At 73.9% G+C, this 19,149-nt stretch carries 18 protein-coding genes; 9 read left to right on the forward strand and 9 right to left on the reverse strand.

Annotation, left to right across the window (positions count from 1 at the left end; genetic code table 11):
• The 3 genes from ACH4J0_RS28080 to ACH4J0_RS28090 all read left to right on the forward strand — a co-directional run.
• A partial coding sequence (locus tag ACH4J0_RS28080; protein ID WP_396243390.1) for a CAP domain-containing protein occupies positions 1 to 691 on the forward strand: 691 nt, incomplete at its 5' end.
• Positions 692 to 824: 133 nt separating this feature from the next.
• Positions 825 to 2,450 carry a sigma-70 family RNA polymerase sigma factor gene (locus ACH4J0_RS28085; RefSeq protein WP_396243391.1) on the forward strand — a complete coding sequence of 542 codons (1,626 nt, stop codon included), beginning with the start codon at positions 825 to 827 and terminating at the stop codon, positions 2,448 to 2,450.
• 197 nt (positions 2,451 to 2,647) lie between these two features.
• Positions 2,648 to 3,367 carry a hypothetical protein gene (locus ACH4J0_RS28090; protein ID WP_396243392.1) on the forward strand — a complete coding sequence of 240 codons (720 nt, stop codon included), beginning with the start codon at positions 2,648 to 2,650 and terminating at the stop codon, positions 3,365 to 3,367.
• A gap of 99 nt (positions 3,368 to 3,466) precedes the next feature.
• Here ACH4J0_RS28090 and ACH4J0_RS28095 read toward each other — a convergent pair whose 3' ends face one another.
• Together ACH4J0_RS28095 and ACH4J0_RS28100 are read right to left on the reverse strand one after the other, a co-directional pair.
• Entirely contained in the window at positions 3,467 to 3,703 is a 237-nt protein-coding gene (locus tag ACH4J0_RS28095) for a hypothetical protein (protein ID WP_396243393.1), read from the reverse strand.
• A gap of 313 nt (positions 3,704 to 4,016) precedes the next feature.
• Positions 4,017 to 5,537 carry a M1 family metallopeptidase gene (locus ACH4J0_RS28100; RefSeq protein WP_396243394.1) on the reverse strand — a complete coding sequence of 507 codons (1,521 nt, stop codon included), beginning with the start codon at positions 5,535 to 5,537 and terminating at the stop codon, positions 4,017 to 4,019.
• Between the two features lie 339 nt (positions 5,538 to 5,876).
• Between ACH4J0_RS28100 and ACH4J0_RS28105 the strand changes: the two genes are divergently transcribed.
• Positions 5,877 to 6,845, forward strand: a complete 969-nt coding sequence (locus ACH4J0_RS28105; protein ID WP_396243395.1) for a carbohydrate kinase — start codon at positions 5,877 to 5,879, stop codon at positions 6,843 to 6,845.
• Here ACH4J0_RS28105 and ACH4J0_RS28110 read toward each other — a convergent pair.
• The gene (locus ACH4J0_RS28110) at positions 6,779 to 7,330 is read right to left on the reverse strand and encodes a GNAT family N-acetyltransferase (protein WP_396243396.1); all 552 of its coding nucleotides are present in this window, start codon (positions 7,328 to 7,330) and stop codon (positions 6,779 to 6,781) included. The two genes, ACH4J0_RS28105 and ACH4J0_RS28110, sit on opposite strands and share 67 nt — an antisense overlap.
• A 194-nt stretch (positions 7,331 to 7,524) precedes the next feature.
• Here ACH4J0_RS28110 and ACH4J0_RS28115 point away from each other — a divergent pair, with 194 nt between their 5' ends.
• On the forward strand, positions 7,525 to 8,481 hold the full coding sequence (locus ACH4J0_RS28115; protein WP_396243397.1) for a polysaccharide deacetylase family protein: 957 nt from the start codon (positions 7,525 to 7,527) through the stop codon (positions 8,479 to 8,481).
• Between the two features lie 9 nt (positions 8,482 to 8,490).
• Here the strand turns inward: ACH4J0_RS28115 and ACH4J0_RS28120 are convergent, their stop codons facing one another.
• From ACH4J0_RS28120 to ACH4J0_RS28135, 4 genes are all read right to left on the reverse strand, one after another.
• Entirely contained in the window at positions 8,491 to 8,922 is a 432-nt protein-coding gene (locus ACH4J0_RS28120; protein WP_396243398.1) for a YchJ family protein, read from the reverse strand.
• Positions 8,923 to 9,065: 143 nt separating this feature from the next.
• Positions 9,066 to 9,425: a hypothetical protein gene (locus ACH4J0_RS28125; protein WP_396243399.1), complete on the reverse strand. Its 360-nt coding sequence runs from the start codon at positions 9,423 to 9,425 to the stop codon at positions 9,066 to 9,068.
• Between the two features lie 63 nt (positions 9,426 to 9,488).
• Positions 9,489 to 11,033 (reverse strand): FAD-dependent monooxygenase, encoded by a 1,545-nt coding sequence (locus ACH4J0_RS28130; RefSeq protein WP_396243400.1) that lies wholly within the window; start codon positions 11,031 to 11,033, stop codon positions 9,489 to 9,491.
• A 27-nt stretch (positions 11,034 to 11,060) separates the two neighbouring features.
• Complete coding sequence (locus tag ACH4J0_RS28135) at positions 11,061 to 11,675, reverse strand: TetR family transcriptional regulator (RefSeq protein ID WP_396243401.1); 615 nt, start codon at positions 11,673 to 11,675, stop codon at positions 11,061 to 11,063.
• 204 nt (positions 11,676 to 11,879) lie between these two features.
• Between ACH4J0_RS28135 and ACH4J0_RS28140 the strand changes: the two genes are divergently transcribed.
• Positions 11,880 to 12,278: a cytochrome C oxidase subunit I gene (locus ACH4J0_RS28140; protein WP_396243402.1), complete on the forward strand. Its 399-nt coding sequence runs from the start codon at positions 11,880 to 11,882 to the stop codon at positions 12,276 to 12,278.
• An 84-nt stretch (positions 12,279 to 12,362) separates the two neighbouring features.
• On the opposite strand, the gene ACH4J0_RS28145 is transcribed toward ACH4J0_RS28140, so the two are convergent.
• Positions 12,363 to 13,985, reverse strand: a complete 1,623-nt coding sequence (locus ACH4J0_RS28145) for a cytochrome bc complex cytochrome b subunit (protein WP_396243461.1) — start codon at positions 13,983 to 13,985, stop codon at positions 12,363 to 12,365.
• 408 nt (positions 13,986 to 14,393) lie between these two features.
• Here ACH4J0_RS28145 and ACH4J0_RS28150 point away from each other — a divergent pair, with 408 nt between their 5' ends.
• The 3 genes from ACH4J0_RS28150 to efeB all read left to right on the forward strand — a co-directional run bounded on the left by ACH4J0_RS28150 (position 14,394) and on the right by efeB (position 18,384).
• A complete protein-coding gene (locus ACH4J0_RS28150; protein WP_396243403.1) occupies positions 14,394 to 14,720 on the forward strand; it encodes a hypothetical protein in 327 nt (108 codons plus the stop codon).
• A 242-nt stretch (positions 14,721 to 14,962) separates the two neighbouring features.
• Entirely contained in the window at positions 14,963 to 17,041 is a 2,079-nt protein-coding gene (gene efeU, locus ACH4J0_RS28155; protein ID WP_396243404.1) for an iron uptake transporter permease EfeU, read from the forward strand.
• Positions 17,041 to 18,384 (forward strand): iron uptake transporter deferrochelatase/peroxidase subunit, encoded by a 1,344-nt coding sequence (gene efeB, locus ACH4J0_RS28160; RefSeq protein WP_396243405.1) that lies wholly within the window; start codon positions 17,041 to 17,043, stop codon positions 18,382 to 18,384. The genes efeU and efeB overlap by 1 nt, the downstream gene beginning before the upstream one ends.
• Positions 18,385 to 18,468: 84 nt before the next feature.
• Here the strand turns inward: efeB and thpR are convergent, their stop codons facing one another.
• Positions 18,469 to 19,047 carry an RNA 2',3'-cyclic phosphodiesterase gene (gene thpR, locus ACH4J0_RS28165; protein WP_396243406.1) on the reverse strand — a complete coding sequence of 193 codons (579 nt, stop codon included), beginning with the start codon at positions 19,045 to 19,047 and terminating at the stop codon, positions 18,469 to 18,471.
• Positions 19,048 to 19,149 lie beyond the last annotated feature (102 nt).

Here is a 19,149-nt window from a genome sequence, read left to right on the forward strand (position 1 = left end):
GCAACCCTCCCGCGAAGCCCGGTCGCGGGCGGGGGGGGTCCAACCCCCTGGGGGGGGGGGCCGCCCCCCGCCCCCCCCCACGGCGACCGACCCGGCGGCCACCCCGAGCGCGACCGCCACCGCCACCGCGAGCGCCCCGGCCTCCCCGACGGCGACGCCCACCGCGACGGCGACGGCGACCGCCCGGCCCACCGCCACCGCGAAGGCGAGTCCGACGGCCACCCGGCCGAGCTCGAACGGAGCCGGGGCCGCCGCCCAGCGGGCCGCCGCGGCCCCGGCGGCCGCCCCGGCGGGCGGTGGCCCGAACGCCTCGTACGCGCAGCAGGTCGTGGACCTGGTCAACGTCGAGCGCGCCAAGGCCGGTTGTGGCCCGGTCAGCGCCGAGCCCCGGCTGGCGAGCGCGGCCCAGTCGCACAGCGACGACATGGCCGACCGCAACTACTTCGACCACGCCAGCCCCGAGGGTTACCACGCCGACCACCGGATCGAGGCCGCCGGTTACCGGTGGAGCACCTGGGGCGAGAACATAGCCCGCGGCCAGAAGGACCCGGCGGCGGTGATGGACGCCTGGATGAACAGCCCCGGCCACCGGGCCAACATCCTCAACTGCTCCTTCAGCCAGCTCGGAGTGGGCGTGCGGACCGGCGCCAACGGTCCGTGGTGGACCCAGGTGTTCGCCGCCCCAGCCTGATCGGATCCCCGTTCCGGCCCTCGCACGCAGTCCGATTTTCCGATTCCGCGCACATTGTTGTTATCTGATCACTCCCCACAGGTCTCCGAGGAGGCAGCGGCGGACGGAAACACGGCAAGACGGAGTGCGGACCATGAACGCTGATGTGCAGAACAGGACCGGGACGACCCTGGTACGCGCGGCGCAGGCAGGTGACCGGCAGGCCCAGGAGGCCCTGGTCGCCGCCTGGCTGCCGCTCGTCTACAACGTGGCCGGCCGCGCCCTCGGCGGCCACGCCGACGTGGACGACGTCGCCCAGGAGACCATGATCCGGGCCCTGGACGGCCTGGACGGGCTCCGCGAGCCGGAGTCCTTCCGGTCCTGGCTGGTCGCCATCACCATGAACCAGGTCCGTCGCCGCCACGCCGCCGGACAGCAGCAGCCCACCGTCGGCGGCCTGGACGAGACCTGGGAAGTCCCCGACCCCCGGGCCGACTTCACCGACCTGACCATCCTGCGGCTCGGCCTGTCCGGCCAGCGGCGCGAAGTGGCCGAGGCCACCCGCTGGCTGGACCCCGACGACCGGCAGCTGCTGGCGCTGTGGTGGCTGGAGGCGAGCGGCGAACTCTCCCGCGCCGAGCTGGCCGAGGCCCTGGACCTGAGTCCGCAGCACGCCGCCGTGCGCGTCCAGCGGATGAAGAAGCAGCTGGAGGCCGGCCGGGTCGTGGTCCGCGCCCTCGGCGCCTACCCGCGCTGCCCCGGACTCGCGGAGGTCACCGCCGGGTACGACGGCACCCCGAACTCGGTCTGGCGCAAGCGGATCGCCCGGCACATCCGCGGCTGCGCTGACTGCGACGGCCTCGGCCGCGACCTCTTCCCGGCCGAAGGCCTGCTGGCCGGCCTCGCCCTGGTGCCGGTCCCCTCGGCCTCGCCCACGCTGCTGCACCTCCAGCACACGGCGGCCACCGCCGCCGCGGCCGGGCACTCCGCCACCGCCGCGGGCACAGCGGGAACGGGCACGGCGGGAACGGGCACGGCAGGGGCGGGCACGGCCGCGGGTTCAGGCGCCGGTGGATCGGCCACCGGTACGGCCACCGGCTCGGGCGCGCACGGCGGTTGGGCCGGTGCCGCCGCCCGCAAGGCCGTCCTGGCGAGCGGCGCGGCCGCCGCGGTGGCCGTCACCACCCTGGCCCTGGTGTGGCCGAACCACAGCGAGCCGCCGACCGCGGCGGCACCCGAACCCAGCACCCCGGCCACTGCGATGGACACCACGGCGGCCCTGCTCGCCACCCCGTCGGCCACGCCCACCCCCACTGCCACCCCGACGCCGACCGAGACCCCGACGCCCACGCCCTCGCCGACCGCGCCCCGACCTACCACCGCCGCGCCGCCGCCCAGCCCGGAACGGCAGCTGGTGGACCTGGTCAACGCCGAACGCGCGAAGGCGGGTTGCGCCCCGCTGCGGATCGACCCCCGGCTGCACAGCGCGGCCCAGAAGCACGCCGACGACATGGCAGCCCGGGGCTTCTTCGACCACGTCAACCCCGACGGCGTCCGCGCGGACGCCCGGATCACGGCCGCCGGCTACCGCTGGTCCCAGTGGGGCGAGAACCTCGACCGGGGCCCGACCACGCCCGCGACCGTCTTCGCCCGCTGGATGGACGGCGGCATCCACCAGTCCAACATGCTCGACTGCGGCTTCAAGGACATCGGCGTCGGCGTTGCCGCCAGTCCCGCGGGAACCCTGTGGACCCAGGACCTCGGCGCCCCGATGTCCTGACGTGCCCCGCCCGCCGAGGCCGCCGCGGCCGTGAGCCCGGTGGCCACGACGGGCGGCGCGGCCATTTTCGGCCAAGTTCTTGATGTGTCCATGTCGGCTCTAGTGGATCGTGGTTAAGGTCGCACCGGTTCCACAACCCGGCGCCGCCCGGCCGTTCGCGCGGCGCCGTACGGACCTGCCGATTGGACTGGTGTGGAGTGAACAGACTGCGTCACCGAATCCGCGTCCGACTCGCCTCCCCGGCCGGGGTGGCCGCCCTGCTGGTGGCCGTCCTCACCGGCGTCACCGCCGGACCGGCGACCGCCGCCGCCCCCGCCGCGCCCGCCCGCGCCGAGGTGTCGGCCCGGGCCGCCGCGGGAATCGGGTGGATCTGCAACGGGGCTCCCGTCACCCCCGGCTACGTCCTCACCAACCACACGAACAGCGGCTGCAACGGCGCCGGCATGTGGTGGCAGCAGCCCGTGCGGGACGGGGTCTGGACCTGCGCCACCTCCCCGATCCCGGCCGGGTACGTGCTCTCGGGGCACAACCCCACCGGCTGCGACGGCTACGACTCCTGGTACATGCGGCTGCCCGTGGACGGCCTCTGGACCTGCGGCACCTCGCCCATCCCGCCCGGCTACGTGATCACCCAGCATGCCGGCAGCGGCATGGGCTGCGCCAACATCGACGCCTGGTACATGCAACTGGCCCGGGACGGTCTCTGGGTCTGTGCGGGCTCGCCGATCCCGCCCGGCTACGTGACCACCGGCCACAACATCAACGGCTGCGGCGGCATCGGCTCCTGGTTCGAGGCGGTCGCCAGGCCCGGCCTGCTGGTCTGCCCCAACGTGCCGATCCCGCCGGGCTACCGCATCACCACCTATAACAGCACCGGCTGCAACGGCCTGGGCGGCTGGCTCCTGGTCCGCAGCTGACCCCGACCGGGGCCCGGGGAGGGGAACCGCTCGACGGCCGCACCCATCCCCTCCCCGGGCCCCGACCTACCACCCCTCGGTGTGCCGGGCCCGTCCGACCTAGGCGGGCGTGACCGGCGTCAGGCCGTCCGCCGGACCGGTCACGAACCCGGTGGCCTGGCCGACCACGCCGCCCGCGTCCCCGACCTGGCCGGGCACCGCGCCCGGTGCACCGGTCAGCGGACCGGGCAGCCCCTCCTGGCCGCCGACCGCACTGGCGTGCGCGCTCGGCGCGGTGAGGGAGGCGACGAAACCGACCGCGAGCGACGCGACGGCGAGCATGCTGCGCTTCTTCATGGCCGGTCCAACGACACCGCGCCGCAAGGGTTACGGGCGCGCCCGGAGCCTCCGTCCCAGCGGGCGGCAGGCGGCGCGGGGGGGGGGGGGGGGATCTTCACCCGGCCCTGCGGGGCGCCCGTCGGAGGCGTTGGACGGCCCGCGTGCCGGCCGGGGCTAGGCCGGGCGGCAGGCGGGCCGTGGGGACCACCATGGCCCGTCGGGCCCGGGACGGCCAGGGGCGCACGGGGGCGCCCGGACGTGCGGTACGGCGCGATCGGGCGGGCGAACCCCGACAGAGCGTCCGAAAGTCGATCAGAGCCCGCGAAGCGCGTCAGATCGTCCCCGATCCCTCCGCCGCGCCGGCTCCGACCGCCCGTGCGCCGGCGGCCGGGGCGTCCGCCACCGGCGCCACCGGCGCGACCGTCCAGTCCGGGTGCCCCGGCATCGGCGGGGTGCGCCGCCCGTACAGCCAGTCGTCCAGGAAGCCGTCGAGGTCCTGCCCCGACACCTCCGAGGCGGTGCGCACGTAGTCCCGGGTGGTCGCGGTGCCGTAGCGGTGCTCGCGCAGGAAGGTGCGCTCGATCCGGTCGAAGGTGGCCGCACCGACCTTCTCCCGCAGTGCGAACAGCACCAGTGCGCCGCCGGTGTACCGCTGGCTGTCGAAGAGGTTGTCGGCGGTGGGGGAGGCGACCGGCCCGGCGTCGTGCCGCCACTGGTCGCCGAGGCCGTACAGCATGCGCATCCGGTCGAGCAGGGTGGTGTGGCCCCAGGCGTCGGGCCAGCCGCGCTCGTAGCGGTAGAGGAGGCCGTAGTAGTCGGCGTGGCCCTCGTTGAGCCACAGGTCGGCCCAGGTGGCGGGCGAGACGCTGTCGCCGAACCAGGAGTGCACCAGTTCGTGCATCATGTGCGAGCCGATCGCCGGCTCGGCCTGGCGCAGGAAGCCGGGCTTGTAGAGGGTGAGGGTCTGGGTCTCCAGCCCGGTGAAGCCGAAGGCCGCCGGGTCGTCCGTGTTGGCCGGCAGGATGCCGTAGGACTCGAACGGGAACGGCCCCAAGTGCCGCTCGGCCCAGTCGAGTTGGTCGGCGGTGAGGTCGAGTGCGGGGGCCAGCTCGGCGAGCCGGGCGGTCGGGACGACATCGCGCAGCGGCAGCCCGCGCGTGCCGGTGCGCTCCCGGACGGCGTAGTCGCCGACCGACACCTGGACGAGTTCGGTGGCCATCGGCTCCCGGGAGACGTACCGACGGGTGGTGCGGCCGTCGCCGAGCCGCCGGGTCTGCGTCAACTCGCCGTTGGCGACGCCCAGGAGCGCGTCCGGGGCGGTCACCGCGATGGTGAAGCGGGCCTTGTCGCTCGGATGGTCGTTGCACGGGAAGACGGTGTGGGCGCTCGCGGGCTGCCCGGCGACCGCGAAGCCGTCGGGGGTCGGCACCCAGCCGGTGTGCGGCAGCGCGGCGCGCGGGTCGGCGGTGTACTCGACGGTCAGCCGCGCGATGGCGCCGCGGTGCAGCGGGTGCACCGGGGTGACGGTCAGCTTCTCGTCGTGGGTGGCGAACCGCGCCGGGCGCCCGTCGACCCGGACGGCGCGCACGCCCAGCCCGAGCGAGTCCAGCTCCAGACCGGCGAGGGTGCGGGAGAGCCGGGTGGTGATCACCGCGGTGGCGTCCACGGTCCGGGTGTCGGCCCGGTACTCGAAGGACAGGTCGTAGGCGAGCGCTCGGTAGCCGGTGTTGCCGAGCGCGGGGAAGACCGGATCGCCCAGCCCGCCCGCGGCGGTGGCGGACGGGACGCTCGCGGACAGCAGCGCCGCGCTGAGCACCAGCGCCAGGGCGAGGCCGACACGGGGCCTTAACATGGCGATCACCACACTTCGGCAGCGGAGGGGCGGGGACCGTGCGGCGGTGACGTGCGCGACGCACCGGGCCGGATACTACTGAACCGTCGGACCGGGCCGAGAGGGACCGACCCGGACCGTGACGACACGCGGACATCCCCCGGACGGACCACGGTGCTGGCGGCGCCTCCGGGCCGGGGCTAGGGTTCGAAGTGCTTCGTCCCCTGACGGACGGGGCCACGGCCGTCGGAGAACCTGGCCAGGTCCGGCGGCCGTACTCATGCGCCCTGACGGCTCCCCGGACGCACCCGTAGGCTGGCGCCCGAGACGACGCCCGCGAACCGGATGCCAGGAGCCGCCGTGACCAGCCCCGCTTCAGCCGTTCTGGTGATCGGCGAGTGCGTCGCCGACATCGTCCGCACAGACGGCGCGCCCGACCGGGTCCACCCCGGCGGCAGCCCGGCCAACCTCGCGTACGGCCTCGCGCGGCTGGGCCGCCCGGCCGTGCTGCTCACGGAACTGGGACCGGACGCCAACGGGCGGCTGATCCGCACCCACCTGGAGTCGGCCGGGGTCGAGGTCCGCGCCGCCGAGGTGGCCCGGACGCCCTCGGCGGTGGTGCGCCTGGACGGGCAGGGGCGGGCGCAGTACGCCTTCGACATCGGCTGGACCCTCCCGCGGACCGAGCTCTCCGAGGCCCCCGCCGCGATCCACCTGGGCTCGATCGGTGCGGTCACCGAACCGGGCGCGGGCGCGGTGCTGGCCCTGGTGCGGCGGTGGCGGGGCCGGGCGCAGATCAGCTACGACCCGAACGTGCGCCCGGCGCTGATGGGCGAGCGGGCCGAGGCCGTCCGCCGGGTCGAGCGCTGCGTGGCGCTCAGCGACCTGGTCAAGGCGAGTGACGAGGACCTCGCCTGGCTCTACCCGGGCGAGCCCGCCGAGGCGGTCGCCGAGCGCTGGCTCGCCCTCGGCCCCGCCGTGGTCGCCGTCACCCTCGGCGCGGAGGGCGCCGTCGCGCTCACCGCCGAGGGCGGCCGGGAGCGGGCGGCGGCCGTCCCGGTGCCGGTCGCCGACACCGTGGGCGCCGGCGACTCCTTCATGGCCGCCTTCCTGCACGCCCGCGCCCGCGGCGCCGACCTCGCCGACTGCCTCACCCGGGCCGTCACCGCCGCCGCCGTGACCGTCTCCCGCCCCGGCGCCAACCCGCCCTCGGCCGCCGAACTGGCCGACGCCCTGGAGCGCCACGCGGACGCCGACGCGGTTCAGGGTGTCGGCCGGCCCTGTCGGGCGGCCGCGGTGAGGTCCTTGCCGTACCAGATCTCGGAGTAGGGCCCGGTGTCGCCGTACGCCGGTATCTCCTGGTAGCCGTTGCGCAGGTAGAGGTTTCGGGCCTCGACCAGGTCGAGGCGGGTGTCGAGGACGATCCGCTCGGCGCCCAGCGCGCGGGCGGCCTCGTCGACGGCGGCGAGCAGCCGGGCGCCGCCGCCGGTGCCGCGCAGGCCGGGGCGGACGAAGACACGGGTGAGCTCGACGGTGGTGGCGTCGTAGCGCCGCAGGCCGGCACAGGACTGGGCGGCGCCGTCGTAGCGGCCGAGCAGGAACAGGCCGGTGGGGGCGGCCAGGTCGTCGCTGGGGGAGTCGGCGAGGCCGGACTCCAGCTGCTCCGGGGTGCCCTCCCGGCCCAGGTGGAGGCGGTAGTAGCGGTTGGCCACGTCGTAGTAGTACTCGCGCAGCAGTGCCTCCGCCTCGGGGGAGGCGACGTCCGCCGTGGTGATGGTCCAGAGGTCGGAGCGGCTGGGCGCGGTGTCGGTCATGCGCGCATGATCCGCTCCCTGGGGCCGTGACCGCAAAGGGTTTTTCGTGCCGGTTCCGGAGGGTTCGGCAAAGGAACGGCAAGGCGACCGGCGCGCCGTTGCCCCGGGTGGGTGACGGGGGGATTGGCGGGGGTGCACCGCGGGGGAGCAGTGCAGCCATGAACGGACCATCAGTTTGTCGCACTAGGAGAGATTTGAGGGCAGGTCAGAAGTGGAGCGGCCTGCTCGCCGCCGTCTGCCTCACCGCCGTGGTCGCCGGCTGCGCCGCACCCGCCGCCCAGCCGAAGCCCGCCCCCGCCGGAGCCGCCGCCCCCGCCGAAGCGCCCGAGGCCGCCGACCGCGGCGCCGCCCGCGCCCCGGCCGCGCCACCGGTGGTCCCCGGGCTGGCCCGCCAGGAGGAGGAGACCAGCAGTGGGGCGGTCGCCCGTCAGGCGGACGCCGCCCGCGCCGCCCTGGAGACCGCGCAGCGCTGGGGTCTCGACCGCCCGCCCCTGAAGGCTCCGCCCCGCCCCGCGACCAGGACCGCGCTCACCCCGGTGAAGGGCGTCAAGCTGAAGGACGGCCGCCCGCCCGTGGTGTTCCGGGTGCCGACCCAGGACAAGGTGGTCTTCCTGACCATCGACGACGGCTACGAGAAGGACCCGGAATTCTCCCGGATGGCCGCGGAACTGGGCATCCCGGTCAGCGCCTTCCTCTCCGACTACCTCGTCCGCGACAACTACGGCTACTTCCGGGACCTGCACAAGCAGGGCGTGGAGATCAACAACCACACGATCAACCACCGCAACCTCAAGGTCCTCGACTACGAGACCCAGCGCCAGGAGATCTGCAACCAGCAGGACCAGCTGGAGCAGCAGATCGGCGTCCGCCCCCGGCTGTTCCGGCCGCCGTACGGCGAGTACAACGACGACACGCTGCGCGCGGCCGCCTCCTGCGGGGTGCAGGCGGTGCCGCTGTGGAACGAGGAGGCCTTCCCGGACCACATGGAGTGGCGCTACGACGATCGCACGCTCCACCCGGGCGACATCATCCTCACCCACTTCCGGGGCGTCTCCGACTGGAAGGCCACCATGCCGGACCTGCTGCGCAAGGTGGTCAACGACGTCACCGCGGCCGGCTTCTCGCTGGGACGCCTGGACGACTACCTGTAAGGGACGGCCTCAGCCGAGCGAGAGGGCGTCGAGGTACACCCAGGCGCCCTCGTGCCGCACGAAGCGGCTGTGCTCGGCGAGCACGCCCTCCTCGCCGCCCTCGATCCAGTGCGCCCGGAAGGCGACCGTGCCCTCGGCGTGGAAGGCGCCGCCCTCGCCGGTGGAGACCACCTCCAGCCGGGTCCACCGCAGCGCCGGGTCGAAGTCCACCTCGGCGGGCCGGGTGTCCGGGTGCCAGGTGCGCAGCAGGTAGGCCTCGTCCTGGGCGGCGAAGGCGCTGAAGCGGGAGCGCATCAGCGACTCGGCGGTGGTGGCCTTCGCCTGGCCGCGGTGCAGCCGGCCGCAGCAGTCGCCGTACGCGGCGGGCAGGCCGCACGGGCACGGGGAGGACGGCAGCAGCCGGGGAGCGGCGGGGCGGGGCGCGGAACGACGTCGGGACATGCCGTCCATTCTCCCCCACGGCCGGCGGCCGCCCGCGGGGCCCGTCCCTCTCCGACGGGGGGACGGGCCCGGCCGCGCGCAGCGCCGCCAGCGAGACCGTCCCGCCGGTGGCGCTGGCCGTCATCCCCGTCGGAGCGTGCGGATCAGGTCCCCGCCTCGATGGTGAGGATCGCGTGGACGGCGACGACCAGCGCCACAGCCGGAGCCAGTGCCGACAGCACGCGCGCCCTGGGCAGCAGGTACGCCGCGGGCCACTGGAGGGCGGCCAGGCACACCGTGGCGAGCAGCGCGTGGTCCGCCAGCGCCAGATGGGCGTGGGTCGCGGGGCACGCGCCAGGTCCGTAGCACGGGTCGGTCGCCATCACGGCGAGGCCGCGGAGCCACCCGGTCGGCAGCAGCAGGACCAGGTACACCGCGGTGGCGTTCCGCGGTACCGTCCACCACTCGCCGCGTGCGAGCCTCGGGTGACCGGTGGTACGCGGGAATCGGCTCGTGCCGTCCATGCTCCGGCGTCGGCCCGGGCCCCGGGCGGCGGCGGGGTACTCAGTTCGACCGGGTACGGCTACTCAGTCCCGCGGTCCGCCGAACCAGCGGCGCAGCGCCCGGTCCAGTCCCTCCGGGTCGGCGTCCCCGGGTGCGCAGGCCCAGGCGACGTACCCGTCCGGGCGCAGCAGCAGGGCGCCGGCCGGCGGCTGTGCGCAGGTGGCGGTCACGACGTCGACCCGGTCCTTCCAGGCCGCCGCGAGGTCGGAGAGCCCGAGCCCACCGCCGCTCAGGTCGACCAACAACGGCCTTCCGGCACGGGCGAGTTCCGCGAGCCGGACGGCCCCGTCGGCGGTGCGGAGCGCGAGTTCCGGGGCGAAGCCCCCGGCCAGCGGGTGCGGGCAGTCGGTGTCGTGGCGGACGTCGCTGCCCGCCATCAGCGCGGCGATCCGGGCGAGGTTGTCCTCGGGGGAGAGCAGTTCGCCGACCAGGGCGCGCAGCGCGGTGATCCCGGGGCCGGGGGACATCAGCGCCATCTGCGCCTGGGAGTGCATGTACACCCGTTCGCCGACCGGGTGGCGTTCGCGCTGGTAGCTGTCGAGCAGGCCGGGAGGGGCCCAGCCCCGGAGGTCGGCGGCCAGCTTCCAGCCGAGGTTGGCGGCGTCCTGGAGGCCGAGGTTGAGCCCGGGGCCGCCGGTGGCGGCGTGGACGTGGGCGGCGTCGCCGACCAGCAGCACGCGGCCGTCGCGGTAGCGCTCGGCGAGCCGGGTGTTGTGGCCCGCGGTGCGCCGCGGGGTGAACCGGCCGGCGGTGCGGGCCGGGGCGAGTTCCAGGTCGGCGCCGGTGACCCGGCGGATGCTGGCGCGCAGCTCGTCCAGGGTGAGCGGGGCCTGCTGGTCCACCGGAGGGCCGCCCCACTCCAGGGTGGCGATCATGACGGCGTCGGGGCTGAAGGGGGAGATGACGAACACGCCGTGGTCGGTGCGGGTGTGGGTGTACGGGCGGAACGGCGTCGGGCAGCCGGGTAGGAGGACCTCGCCGCTGTCGGTGACACGGATCCCTTCGGGCGGCAGCACGTGGGCCATGCGGGAGACCGGGTCGGTCGAGGTGACGCCGGGGAAGCCGATCCCGGCGAGCTTGCGGACGGTGCTGCGGCCGCCGTCCGCGCCGACCAGGTAGCGGGCCCGCAACTTCCCTGCGCCGACGGGGCCGTGGAGGTCGACGGTCACTCCGGTCGCGTCCTGGACGAGGCCGGTGACCTCGTGGTCGCGGCGTACGGTGACGCCCAGTTCGCGGGCGCGTTCCTCCAGCACCTCCTCGATCCGGTGCTGCGGTACGGGTACGGCGTGCAGCGGGTTCGCGTCGAGCCGGTGCAGTTCCAGCGGGAAGGCGCCGAACACGAAGCGCGGTACGGGCTGTGGCGCGCCCGGGACGCCGCTGAGCGGCTCGTGGAGGCCGCGGTGGTCGAGCAGGCGTAGCACCTGGCCGACCAGCCCGTTGGCCTTCTGCTCGCCGGAGCGCGCGGGCAGCCGGTCCAGCACCACCGGCCGGACTCCGGCCAGCGCCAGCTCGCAGGCCAGGAACAGCCCGACCGGGCCGGCGCCGACGACGGCGACGTCGTTGGTCATTTCACATCCCCCTCTGAGACGGTTCGTTCACGGAGTCGACGGATCGGGCAGCCCGGCGGCCAACTGCCGCAGTGCCTCGGCGAACAGCGACTTGAAGGGCACCACGGGATCGGCGCTCAGGTAGTGCTCGTTGGAGACCTGCAGCGCGGAGAGCGCGGCCGAGGCGACCAGCTTCGGGTAGAGGTCCCGGTCGGCGTCGGTGCCGGTCCGGGCGGCGATCGCCGCGGTGAGTTCGGCCCGGGTCTCCGCGCCGCCGCGGAACAGCTCGGCCTGGAGCGGGGGCTCGCGCAGCAGCAGCCGCACGGCGGAGATCCAGCCGGGGTCGGGCGCCTCCTCCGCGCCGTCGAAGGGCTCGACGAGTGCCTCGGTCAGCGCCTCCCACAGCGGTTCCGCCGCCGGGCGCGCCCGCAGGGCCTCGGCGGCCCGCAGGATCCGGTTGCGGTGCCGGAAGACGATCGCCTCGGCCTTGCTGGAGAAGTAGTTGTTGTAGGTGCGCGGGGACACCCCGGCCGCGGCCGCGATGTCCTCCACCCGGACGTTCTCCAGTCCCCGTTCCACCGCCAGGCGCAGCGCCGCCCAGCTCAGTGCCTCCCGCGTCGCGGCCTTCTTCCGTTCCCGCAGACCGGGCCGTCCGTCCGTCATGGCCACCACCCTGCCAGGGAAAGTGCGTGCCACGCAATACTGCGTGGCACGCAAGTTCTCCCGGCCTTCCCGGGCCGTGGCGAGCCGCCCGCCACCTGCGGTTCGTCGCTGGTAGTAGTTGCGTGCTTGCGGAACGGGGCCACGGTGGAGCCCACTCACGCAGCTTTTCCGGCGGGACGACTCGACAGGACTTGAGGAGCCGACATGGGTGGCAGGCAGCGTCCGCCGCGAGCGCGGACCCCGCGCGAGGGCAGGCCGACCGGCGGCGGCCGGGCGAACTCCCGGGTGGCGATCGCCCGGATCGAGGGCTACCTGGCCTGGGAGGCCGAGGTCGCGGCGGCCGAACGGGACGCCCGGGCCTTCGCAGCGCAGTTCCCCTGGCTGCCGAACGCGGAGCGGGAGAGCCTCGAACGGGCCTACGCCGCCGACCGGTTGCGCTACGCCGAGGAGGTCGTGGACCGCGCCGTCGAGCGCTGCCGCCGACTGGCCGCCCGCTACCGCGCCGAGTGCCGCCGGCTCTGCGCCCGCTGGGCGGCGCTCTGCCTGACCGTCACCCTCGCGGCAGCGCTGCTCGCCGTCATCCCGGCGGCCCTGCGGCTCTGAGCGCCGCGGGGCGCGTACGCGGCACGACGGGGGCCCGCTGCGCCGGCGACGGCACAGCGGGCCCCCGACCTGCCGGGACCGGGATCAGTGGTGGCCGTGGCCGCTGGTGATCTCCTCGTGCTCCTCGACGGTGGGCTTGGCGATCTGGCTGCCCTCGCCGTAGAAGCCGCGGGACAGCTTGGCCCGGGCGCGGGTCCACAGGCCCGCCCGGCGGACCACTCCGTTCTCGTCCACCTCCGGCTCCAGTACGACCGGCTCGGGCTGCTCGTGCGCGGTGAGGGTGTACAGCCGGCCCTGGGGCAGCGGCGCGTGCACCTCGACGTACTCGCCGTGCTGCAGCCGGTTGATGACGCCGGTCTCCCGGCCGTGCAGCACCTTCTCCTTGTCGCGGCGCTGCAGGCCCAGGCACCACCGCTTGGTGATCACGAAGAGGACCACCGGCACGGCGAAGAAGCCGGCCCGCACCGCGTAGGTGATCGCGTTGATCGACAGGTGGAAGTGGGTCGCCAGGAGGTCGTTGCCGCCGCCGGCCAGCAGGATCGCATAGAGGCCCATCCAGGCCACGCCGAAGGCGGTGCGGACCGGGTGGTTGCGCGGACGGTCGGCGATGTGGTGCTCGCCGCGGTCCCCGGTGACCCAGGCCTCCAGGAACGGCCAGCACCAGATGGCCAGCAGCACGGTCGGGAAGACGACCAGCGGGATGAACACCCCGAGGTTCAGGGTGTGGCCGCCCCAGACGCTGATCTCCCAGCCCGGCATCACCCGGATCAGGCCCTCGGAGAAGCCCATGTACCAGTCGGGTTGGGCGTCGGTCGACACCTGGTCGGGCCGGTACGGGCCGTAGGCCCAGATCGGGTTGATCGTGGCGACCGCCGACATGAACGCGATGACGCCGAAGACCAGGAAGAAGAAGCCGCCGGCCTTGGCCATGTAGACCGGCATCAGCGGCATGCCCACCACGTTGTCGTTGGTGCGGCCGGCTCCGGCGAACTGGGTGTGCTTGTGGTAGAAGACCAGGATCAGGTGCGCCGCGAGCAAACCGACCATGATCCCCGGGATCAGCAGCACGTGGACGGTGAACAGCCGCGGGATGATGACGAATCCGGGGAACTGTCCGCCGAAGATGAAGAACTGCAGGTAGCTGCCGACGATCGGGATCGCCAGGATCGCACCCTCCATGAAGCGGATACCGGTGCCGGAGAGCAGGTCGTCGGGCAGCGAGTAGCCCATGAAACCGTCGAACATGCCGAGGAACAGCAGCAGCGCCCCGAAGACCCAGTTGATCTCGCGCGGCTTGCGGAACGCGCCGGTGAAGAAGACGCGCATCATGTGGGTCAGCATCGAGGCGATGAAGACGACGGCCGCCCAGTGGTGGATCTGGCGCATCAGCAGGCCGCCGCGGATGTCGAAGCTGATGTCGACGGTGGAGGCGTACGCCAGCGACATCTGGATGCCCTTGAGCGGGACGTACTTCCCGTCGTAGACGACCTCGGCCATGCTCGGCTGGAAGAACATGGTCAGCCAGACACCGGTCAGGATGATGATGACGAAGGTGTAGAGCGCGATCTCGCCCAGCATGAAGGACCAGTGGTCCGGGAAGATCTTGCGCAGGTTGGACTTGGCCAGGGCGTAGATGCCGAGCCTGCCGTCCGTCCAGTCGGCGAAGGCTTCGGCCTTGTTGGCCGGCCTGCTGCGGCTGCTGGTCACCCGTCCGGGCTGCGAGTGCAGTTCGGTGCTCACGACGGGCTCCCCGGCGTTCCCGGCGTGCCGTGGCGGAGGCCCGCCGGCGGGAACGCCGGCCGACGAAGTGTTGTGATCATGGGACCTCTCGATACGGGCCCGCCGGGCGGACCGGCGCGCGGACCGGGGCGGCTCGCTGGACCCGTTGCTCAGGGTGATGGGGCGCTTACTCTGTCATGCTGTCGGCAGGGGGCCGACTGTGCACGTCCATCGGGCCGTCCGGCCGCGCGTGTCGGGCCGGACGGGGGTTCCTGACGCCCGATCGGCTGGCCCCCGGTCGGCCCAACGGGGGCGATGCTGCGCTCGGGTGCAGCTGAAGCGTGTCGGCGCGCGCCGCGTCCGGGCGCCACGAGGGCGTGGGCCTACGCTGCGCCAATGGTGGATCAGCGTGAACTCTTCGAGGACGTCACCGAGGCCCTGGCCCGCGCCGGATTCGACACCGCGCCGGGTGCCTCGCCCCTGTCGATCGGCCGCCACCCCGAGGGTGTGGTGGTCGGCTGGTTTCCGGGGGAGGAGCCGGACGGCCCGCCGTCCGGCCTGGCGCGGGCGGCGGTGACCGCGGCGGCCGCGCTCGTCCTTCGGGAACGGGGCCTCCTGGTCACCGAGACGGGGGAGGGGGACCTGCTGGTGCGCTGCGCCGAACCGGTGACGGTCCCTCCGGAGTCGGAACCCGAGGCGGCGCCCGAGCAGTGGTGGGGGTGACGAAGATCTCTCCGCGGTGGCGCCGGCGCGCCGAGTTGGCCTGCGCATGGGTGTTCCCATACCGAACCCTTACCTGAACGCGGGGTGCAGTTGACCGCGGCGGCTCTAAGGTTTGCCTAAGCTAAGCGAAACGCCCTGGACCTCCCGTCCGGGGCGTTCGCCGTGCCCGTTCCGCCGGCACCCCCGGCGGGGCGGTAGAGGACAGGTACAACCCGGGGCGGCCCGGGGGAGGAGCCCGCTGCATGTGGGATGAGGCGTTTCCCAGCTTCCTGATCGGGCTGCGCGAAGGGCTCGAAGCAGGCCTGATCGTGTCGATCCTGGTCGCCACGCTGGTCCGGGCCGGTCAGAAGGGCCGGCTGCCCCAGGTGTGGACCGGCGTCGCGGCGGCCGTCGCGCTCAGCCTCAGCTTCGGCGCGGTGCTCACCTTCACCGCCGCCAACCTCTCCGGTCACGCCCAGGAGGCCTTCGGCGGGGTGCTGAGCCTGATCGCGGTCGGCTTCGTCACCGCGATGGTGTTCTGGATGCGCCGCTCGGCGCGCACCCTCTCCGCCGACCTGAAGGAGAAGGTCCAGGCCTCGCTGGCGATGGGCGCGGGCGCGCTGGTGTTCACCAGCTTCCTCGCGGTCGCGCGCGAGGGACTCGAGACCTCGCTCTTCCTGTGGACCAACGCGCGCACCGCCGGGGAGTCCACCGGTCCGCTGATCGGCGCCGCCGTCGGCCTGCTGCTCTCGGTGGGCCTTTGCTGGGGCCTGTACCGCCGGGCCCTGAAGATGAACCTCACGAAGTTCTTCACCATCACCGGTGCCGGCCTGATCGTCGTCGCCGCGGGCGTGCTCGGCTACGGCCTGCGCGACCTCCAGGAGTCCGGGCTGGTCGGCGGTGGCAACACGTACGCCTTCGACCTGAGCGGGCACCTGGACGCCTCCTCGTGGTACGCCACGCTGGTCCAGGGCACCCTCAACCTGACCGTCACCATGACGGTGCTCCAGGTCGTCGGCTACATCGCCTACCTCAGCATCGTGATGACCCTCTTCATCGAGGGCGTGCGCGGCGGCAAGGCGGCCCCGGCGGCCGTTCCCGCCGCGCCGAAGACGGACGCCGGCAAGCCGGAGGCAGGCAAGCCGGAGGTCGGGGAGCCGGAGGTCGGGCAGCCGGTGCGCACCGGCCGTCCGCGCTGGGTGCTGCCGACCGCGGCGATCGCCGTCCCGGTCGTGGTGGCCGGCACCGTGATCGCCGTCAGCGACGGCAAGCAGGACGGCTCCGCCACCGTCTCGGTCTCCGCGAAGGAGTGCGGAAAGGGCTTCGGCACCCCCCAGCCCGGCCAGCAGGTGTTCCAGATGCACAACACCGGCGACAAGACCTCCGAGGTCTACCTGGTCAACCCGGGCAGCGGCGCCGTCTACGGCGAGATCGAGGGCCTCGCCCCCGGCACCACCCGCGCGCTCACCGCCACCATCGGCTCCGGCGACTACGCCTGGCGCTGCGTTCCCACCGGCGGAACGACCGTCACCTCCGCCACCGTGCACGTCACCGGTGGCGCCGAGGTCAAGGCCGTCAAGCCGGTCTCCGAGGACGATCTCAAGGCCCCGCTGGACGGTTACAAGGACTACGTCAACAAGGGCCTCGCGACCCTGATGACGCAGACCCAGAAGATCCAGGGCGACATGCGGGCCGGTGACCTCGCCACCGCCAAGGCGGACTGGCTCACCGCCCACCTCCAGTACGCCTCGCTCGGCGCCGCCTACGGCACCTTCGCCGACCTCGACAAGAAGATCGACGGCCGCCCCGACGGTTACGCCGACAGGTCCCAGGACCCGGGCTTCACGGGCTTCCTGCGCCTGGAGTACGGCCTCTGGCACGGCCAGTCCGCCGCCGACCTGACGCCCGTCGCCGACGAGCTCGCCCAGAACGTCGCCAAGCTGGTGCACGACTTCCCCAGCCAGGACTTCGACCCGGGCGACCTCCCGCTGCGCGCCCACGAGATCCTGGAGAACACCCTCCAGTTCGAGCTGACCGGCGACACCGACATGGGCAGCGGCACCAACCTGGCCACCACCCAGGCCAACCTGGCCGGCACCCAGGAGCTGCTGACCCTGCTGCAGCCGCTGCTCGACGGGCGCGACCCGCAGGTGCTGGTCCGGGTCAACGCCGGGATGAAGCGGGTCGGGGACCTGGTCGCCGCCGCCCGCACCGCCGACGGCTGGACCCCGCTGGACAAGCTGCCCGCCGACGCCCGGCGCCAGCTGGACGGCGCCACCGGCCAGCTGCTCGAAGACCTCTCGCCCATCCCCGCCCTGCTCGAGATCCGGAAGGCCGCCTGATGACCGACCACACCGCAGCCGCCGGTTCCTGCCCGTTCCCGCACGCCGCCGCTGCCGCGGCCGCCGCCGAACCGGCCGCCGAACAGGGCGGCTGCCCGGCCGGTCCGGTCCGCCGCAGCTTCGTCCGGGCCGCGCTCGGCGCGGGAGCCGGGGCCGCCGTCCTGGCTGGCGGGGCGTTCAGCCTCGGGGCCGAGCCGGCCGCCGCCGGGGACACCCACCAGACGAAGTCCGGAGCCGTCCCGTTCCACGGCGACCACCAGGCCGGCATCACCACCCCGGCCCCCGGCTACGCGGCCTTCGTCTCCTGCCAGGTGATCGCCCAGGACCGCAAGGGCCTGGAGGAGCTGTTCCGGACCCTGACCGAGCGGATCCGCTTCCTCACCGCCGGCGGCACCCCGCCCGACCTCGGCGTCGGCGCCCCGCCCTCCGACAGCGGCATCCTCGGCCCCGTCGTGCCCACCGACAACCTGACCGTCACCGTCGGCGTCGGCGCCTCGTTGTTCGACGACCGCTACGGCCTGGCCAAGGCCAAGCCCGTCAAACTGACGCCGATGAAGACCTTCCCCAACGACAACCTGCAGCCCGGCGAACTCCACGGCGACCTCTCGCTGCAGATCTGCGCCGACCGGCAGGACACCGTGCTGCACGCGCTGCGCGACATCACCCGGCACACCCGCGGCGGGATGCAGATCCTCTGGCGGATCGACGGCTTCCAGAACCAGTCCCGCCCGGACGGCGCCCAGCGCAACCTGCTCGGCTTCAAGGACGGCATCGTCAACCCGGACACCACCTCCACCCGGGAGATGGACCGGCTGATCTGGGTCAACGACGGCACGGGCGAGCCCGCCTGGGCGACCGGCGGCAGCTACCAGGTGATCCGGATCATCCGGATGCTGATCGAGTTCTGGGACCGGGTCAAGCTCAGCGAGCAGGAGAAGATGTTCGGCCGGCGCCGTGACACCGGCGCGCCGCTGGACGGCCACCAGGAGAACGACGCGCCGGACTACGGCAAGGACCCGGACGGCAACGCGATCCCGCTCAACGCGCACATCCGCCTGGCCAACCCGCGCACCGCCGACACCGACACCTCGCGCATCCTTCGCCGCGGCTTCAACTACGACCGCGGCATCGACAAGGCGGGAAACCTGGACATGGGCCTGGTGTTCTGCTGCTACCAGCAGGACGTGGTGCGGCAGTTCGAGGCCACCCAGACCCGGCTGATCGACGAACCGCTGGTCGACTACATCTCGCCGACCGGCGGCGGGTACTTCTTCGTCCTGCCGGGCGTGAAGGACGACGCCGACTGGCTCGGACGGGGGCTGCTGGCCGCCGTCCGAGGGTGACGTCGCGGAGGGGCCCCGGCCTCGTGCCGGGGCCCCTCCGTCGTGTGCGAGCCGCGACGGCCGGAGCGGCGGACGGTCCGCCCTTCAGCCTCCGATGCGCCACGACGCGACGTCCCGGTAGCGGATCGGTCCGGGGCCGCGGCCGATGTTGCTCCCGACGAGGTGAAGGCGTTCGGTGCGCCACGGCCGGCCCACGAACCCGCCGAGCCCGGCCGCGGCCTGCGGCACGCTGACTGGGTCGTCACGGCGGGACCGTGCCAGCGTCAGGTGCGGACGCAGCGGCCGGTCCCGGAACCGGATGCCGCAGGACCCGACCACGTCCCGGACGGCGGCGGCGAGCCGGTGCAGTCCCTCCAGGTCACCGTCGATGCCGCTCCAGAGCAGTCGCTCGTCGAAGTGGCCGCCGCCCCGCAGGCTCAGCTGGAGGGCGGGGTGCGACGCGACGGGACCGGCCAGCGCCGACTGCAGCGGCGGCACCGCCGCGGACGGCTGTTCGCCGAGGAAGGCCAGGGTGATGTGCCAGTCCTCGATCCGGTTCCACCGCAGCCGCGGGTACCGGGCGTAGGCGGGCTCCAGGGCGCGGGCCAGTTCGTCCTTGGCGTCGTCGGGCGGAGCCAGGGCCACGAAGACGCGCCGGGTCGGGGGTTCCGGGTGATCGTGCACGAGGGATTTCTAGCATCCCCGCGCCCGCCGTCCGCCGGCGCCCGCCCCCGCCCGGGGCGCCCGCGAGCCGTCGTGACGGCGGGTGACACCGTGACGGGAGGT

The organism is Kitasatospora sp. NPDC017646, from assembly GCF_044329365.1.
Lineage (GTDB): Bacteria > Actinomycetota > Actinomycetes > Streptomycetales > Streptomycetaceae > Kitasatospora.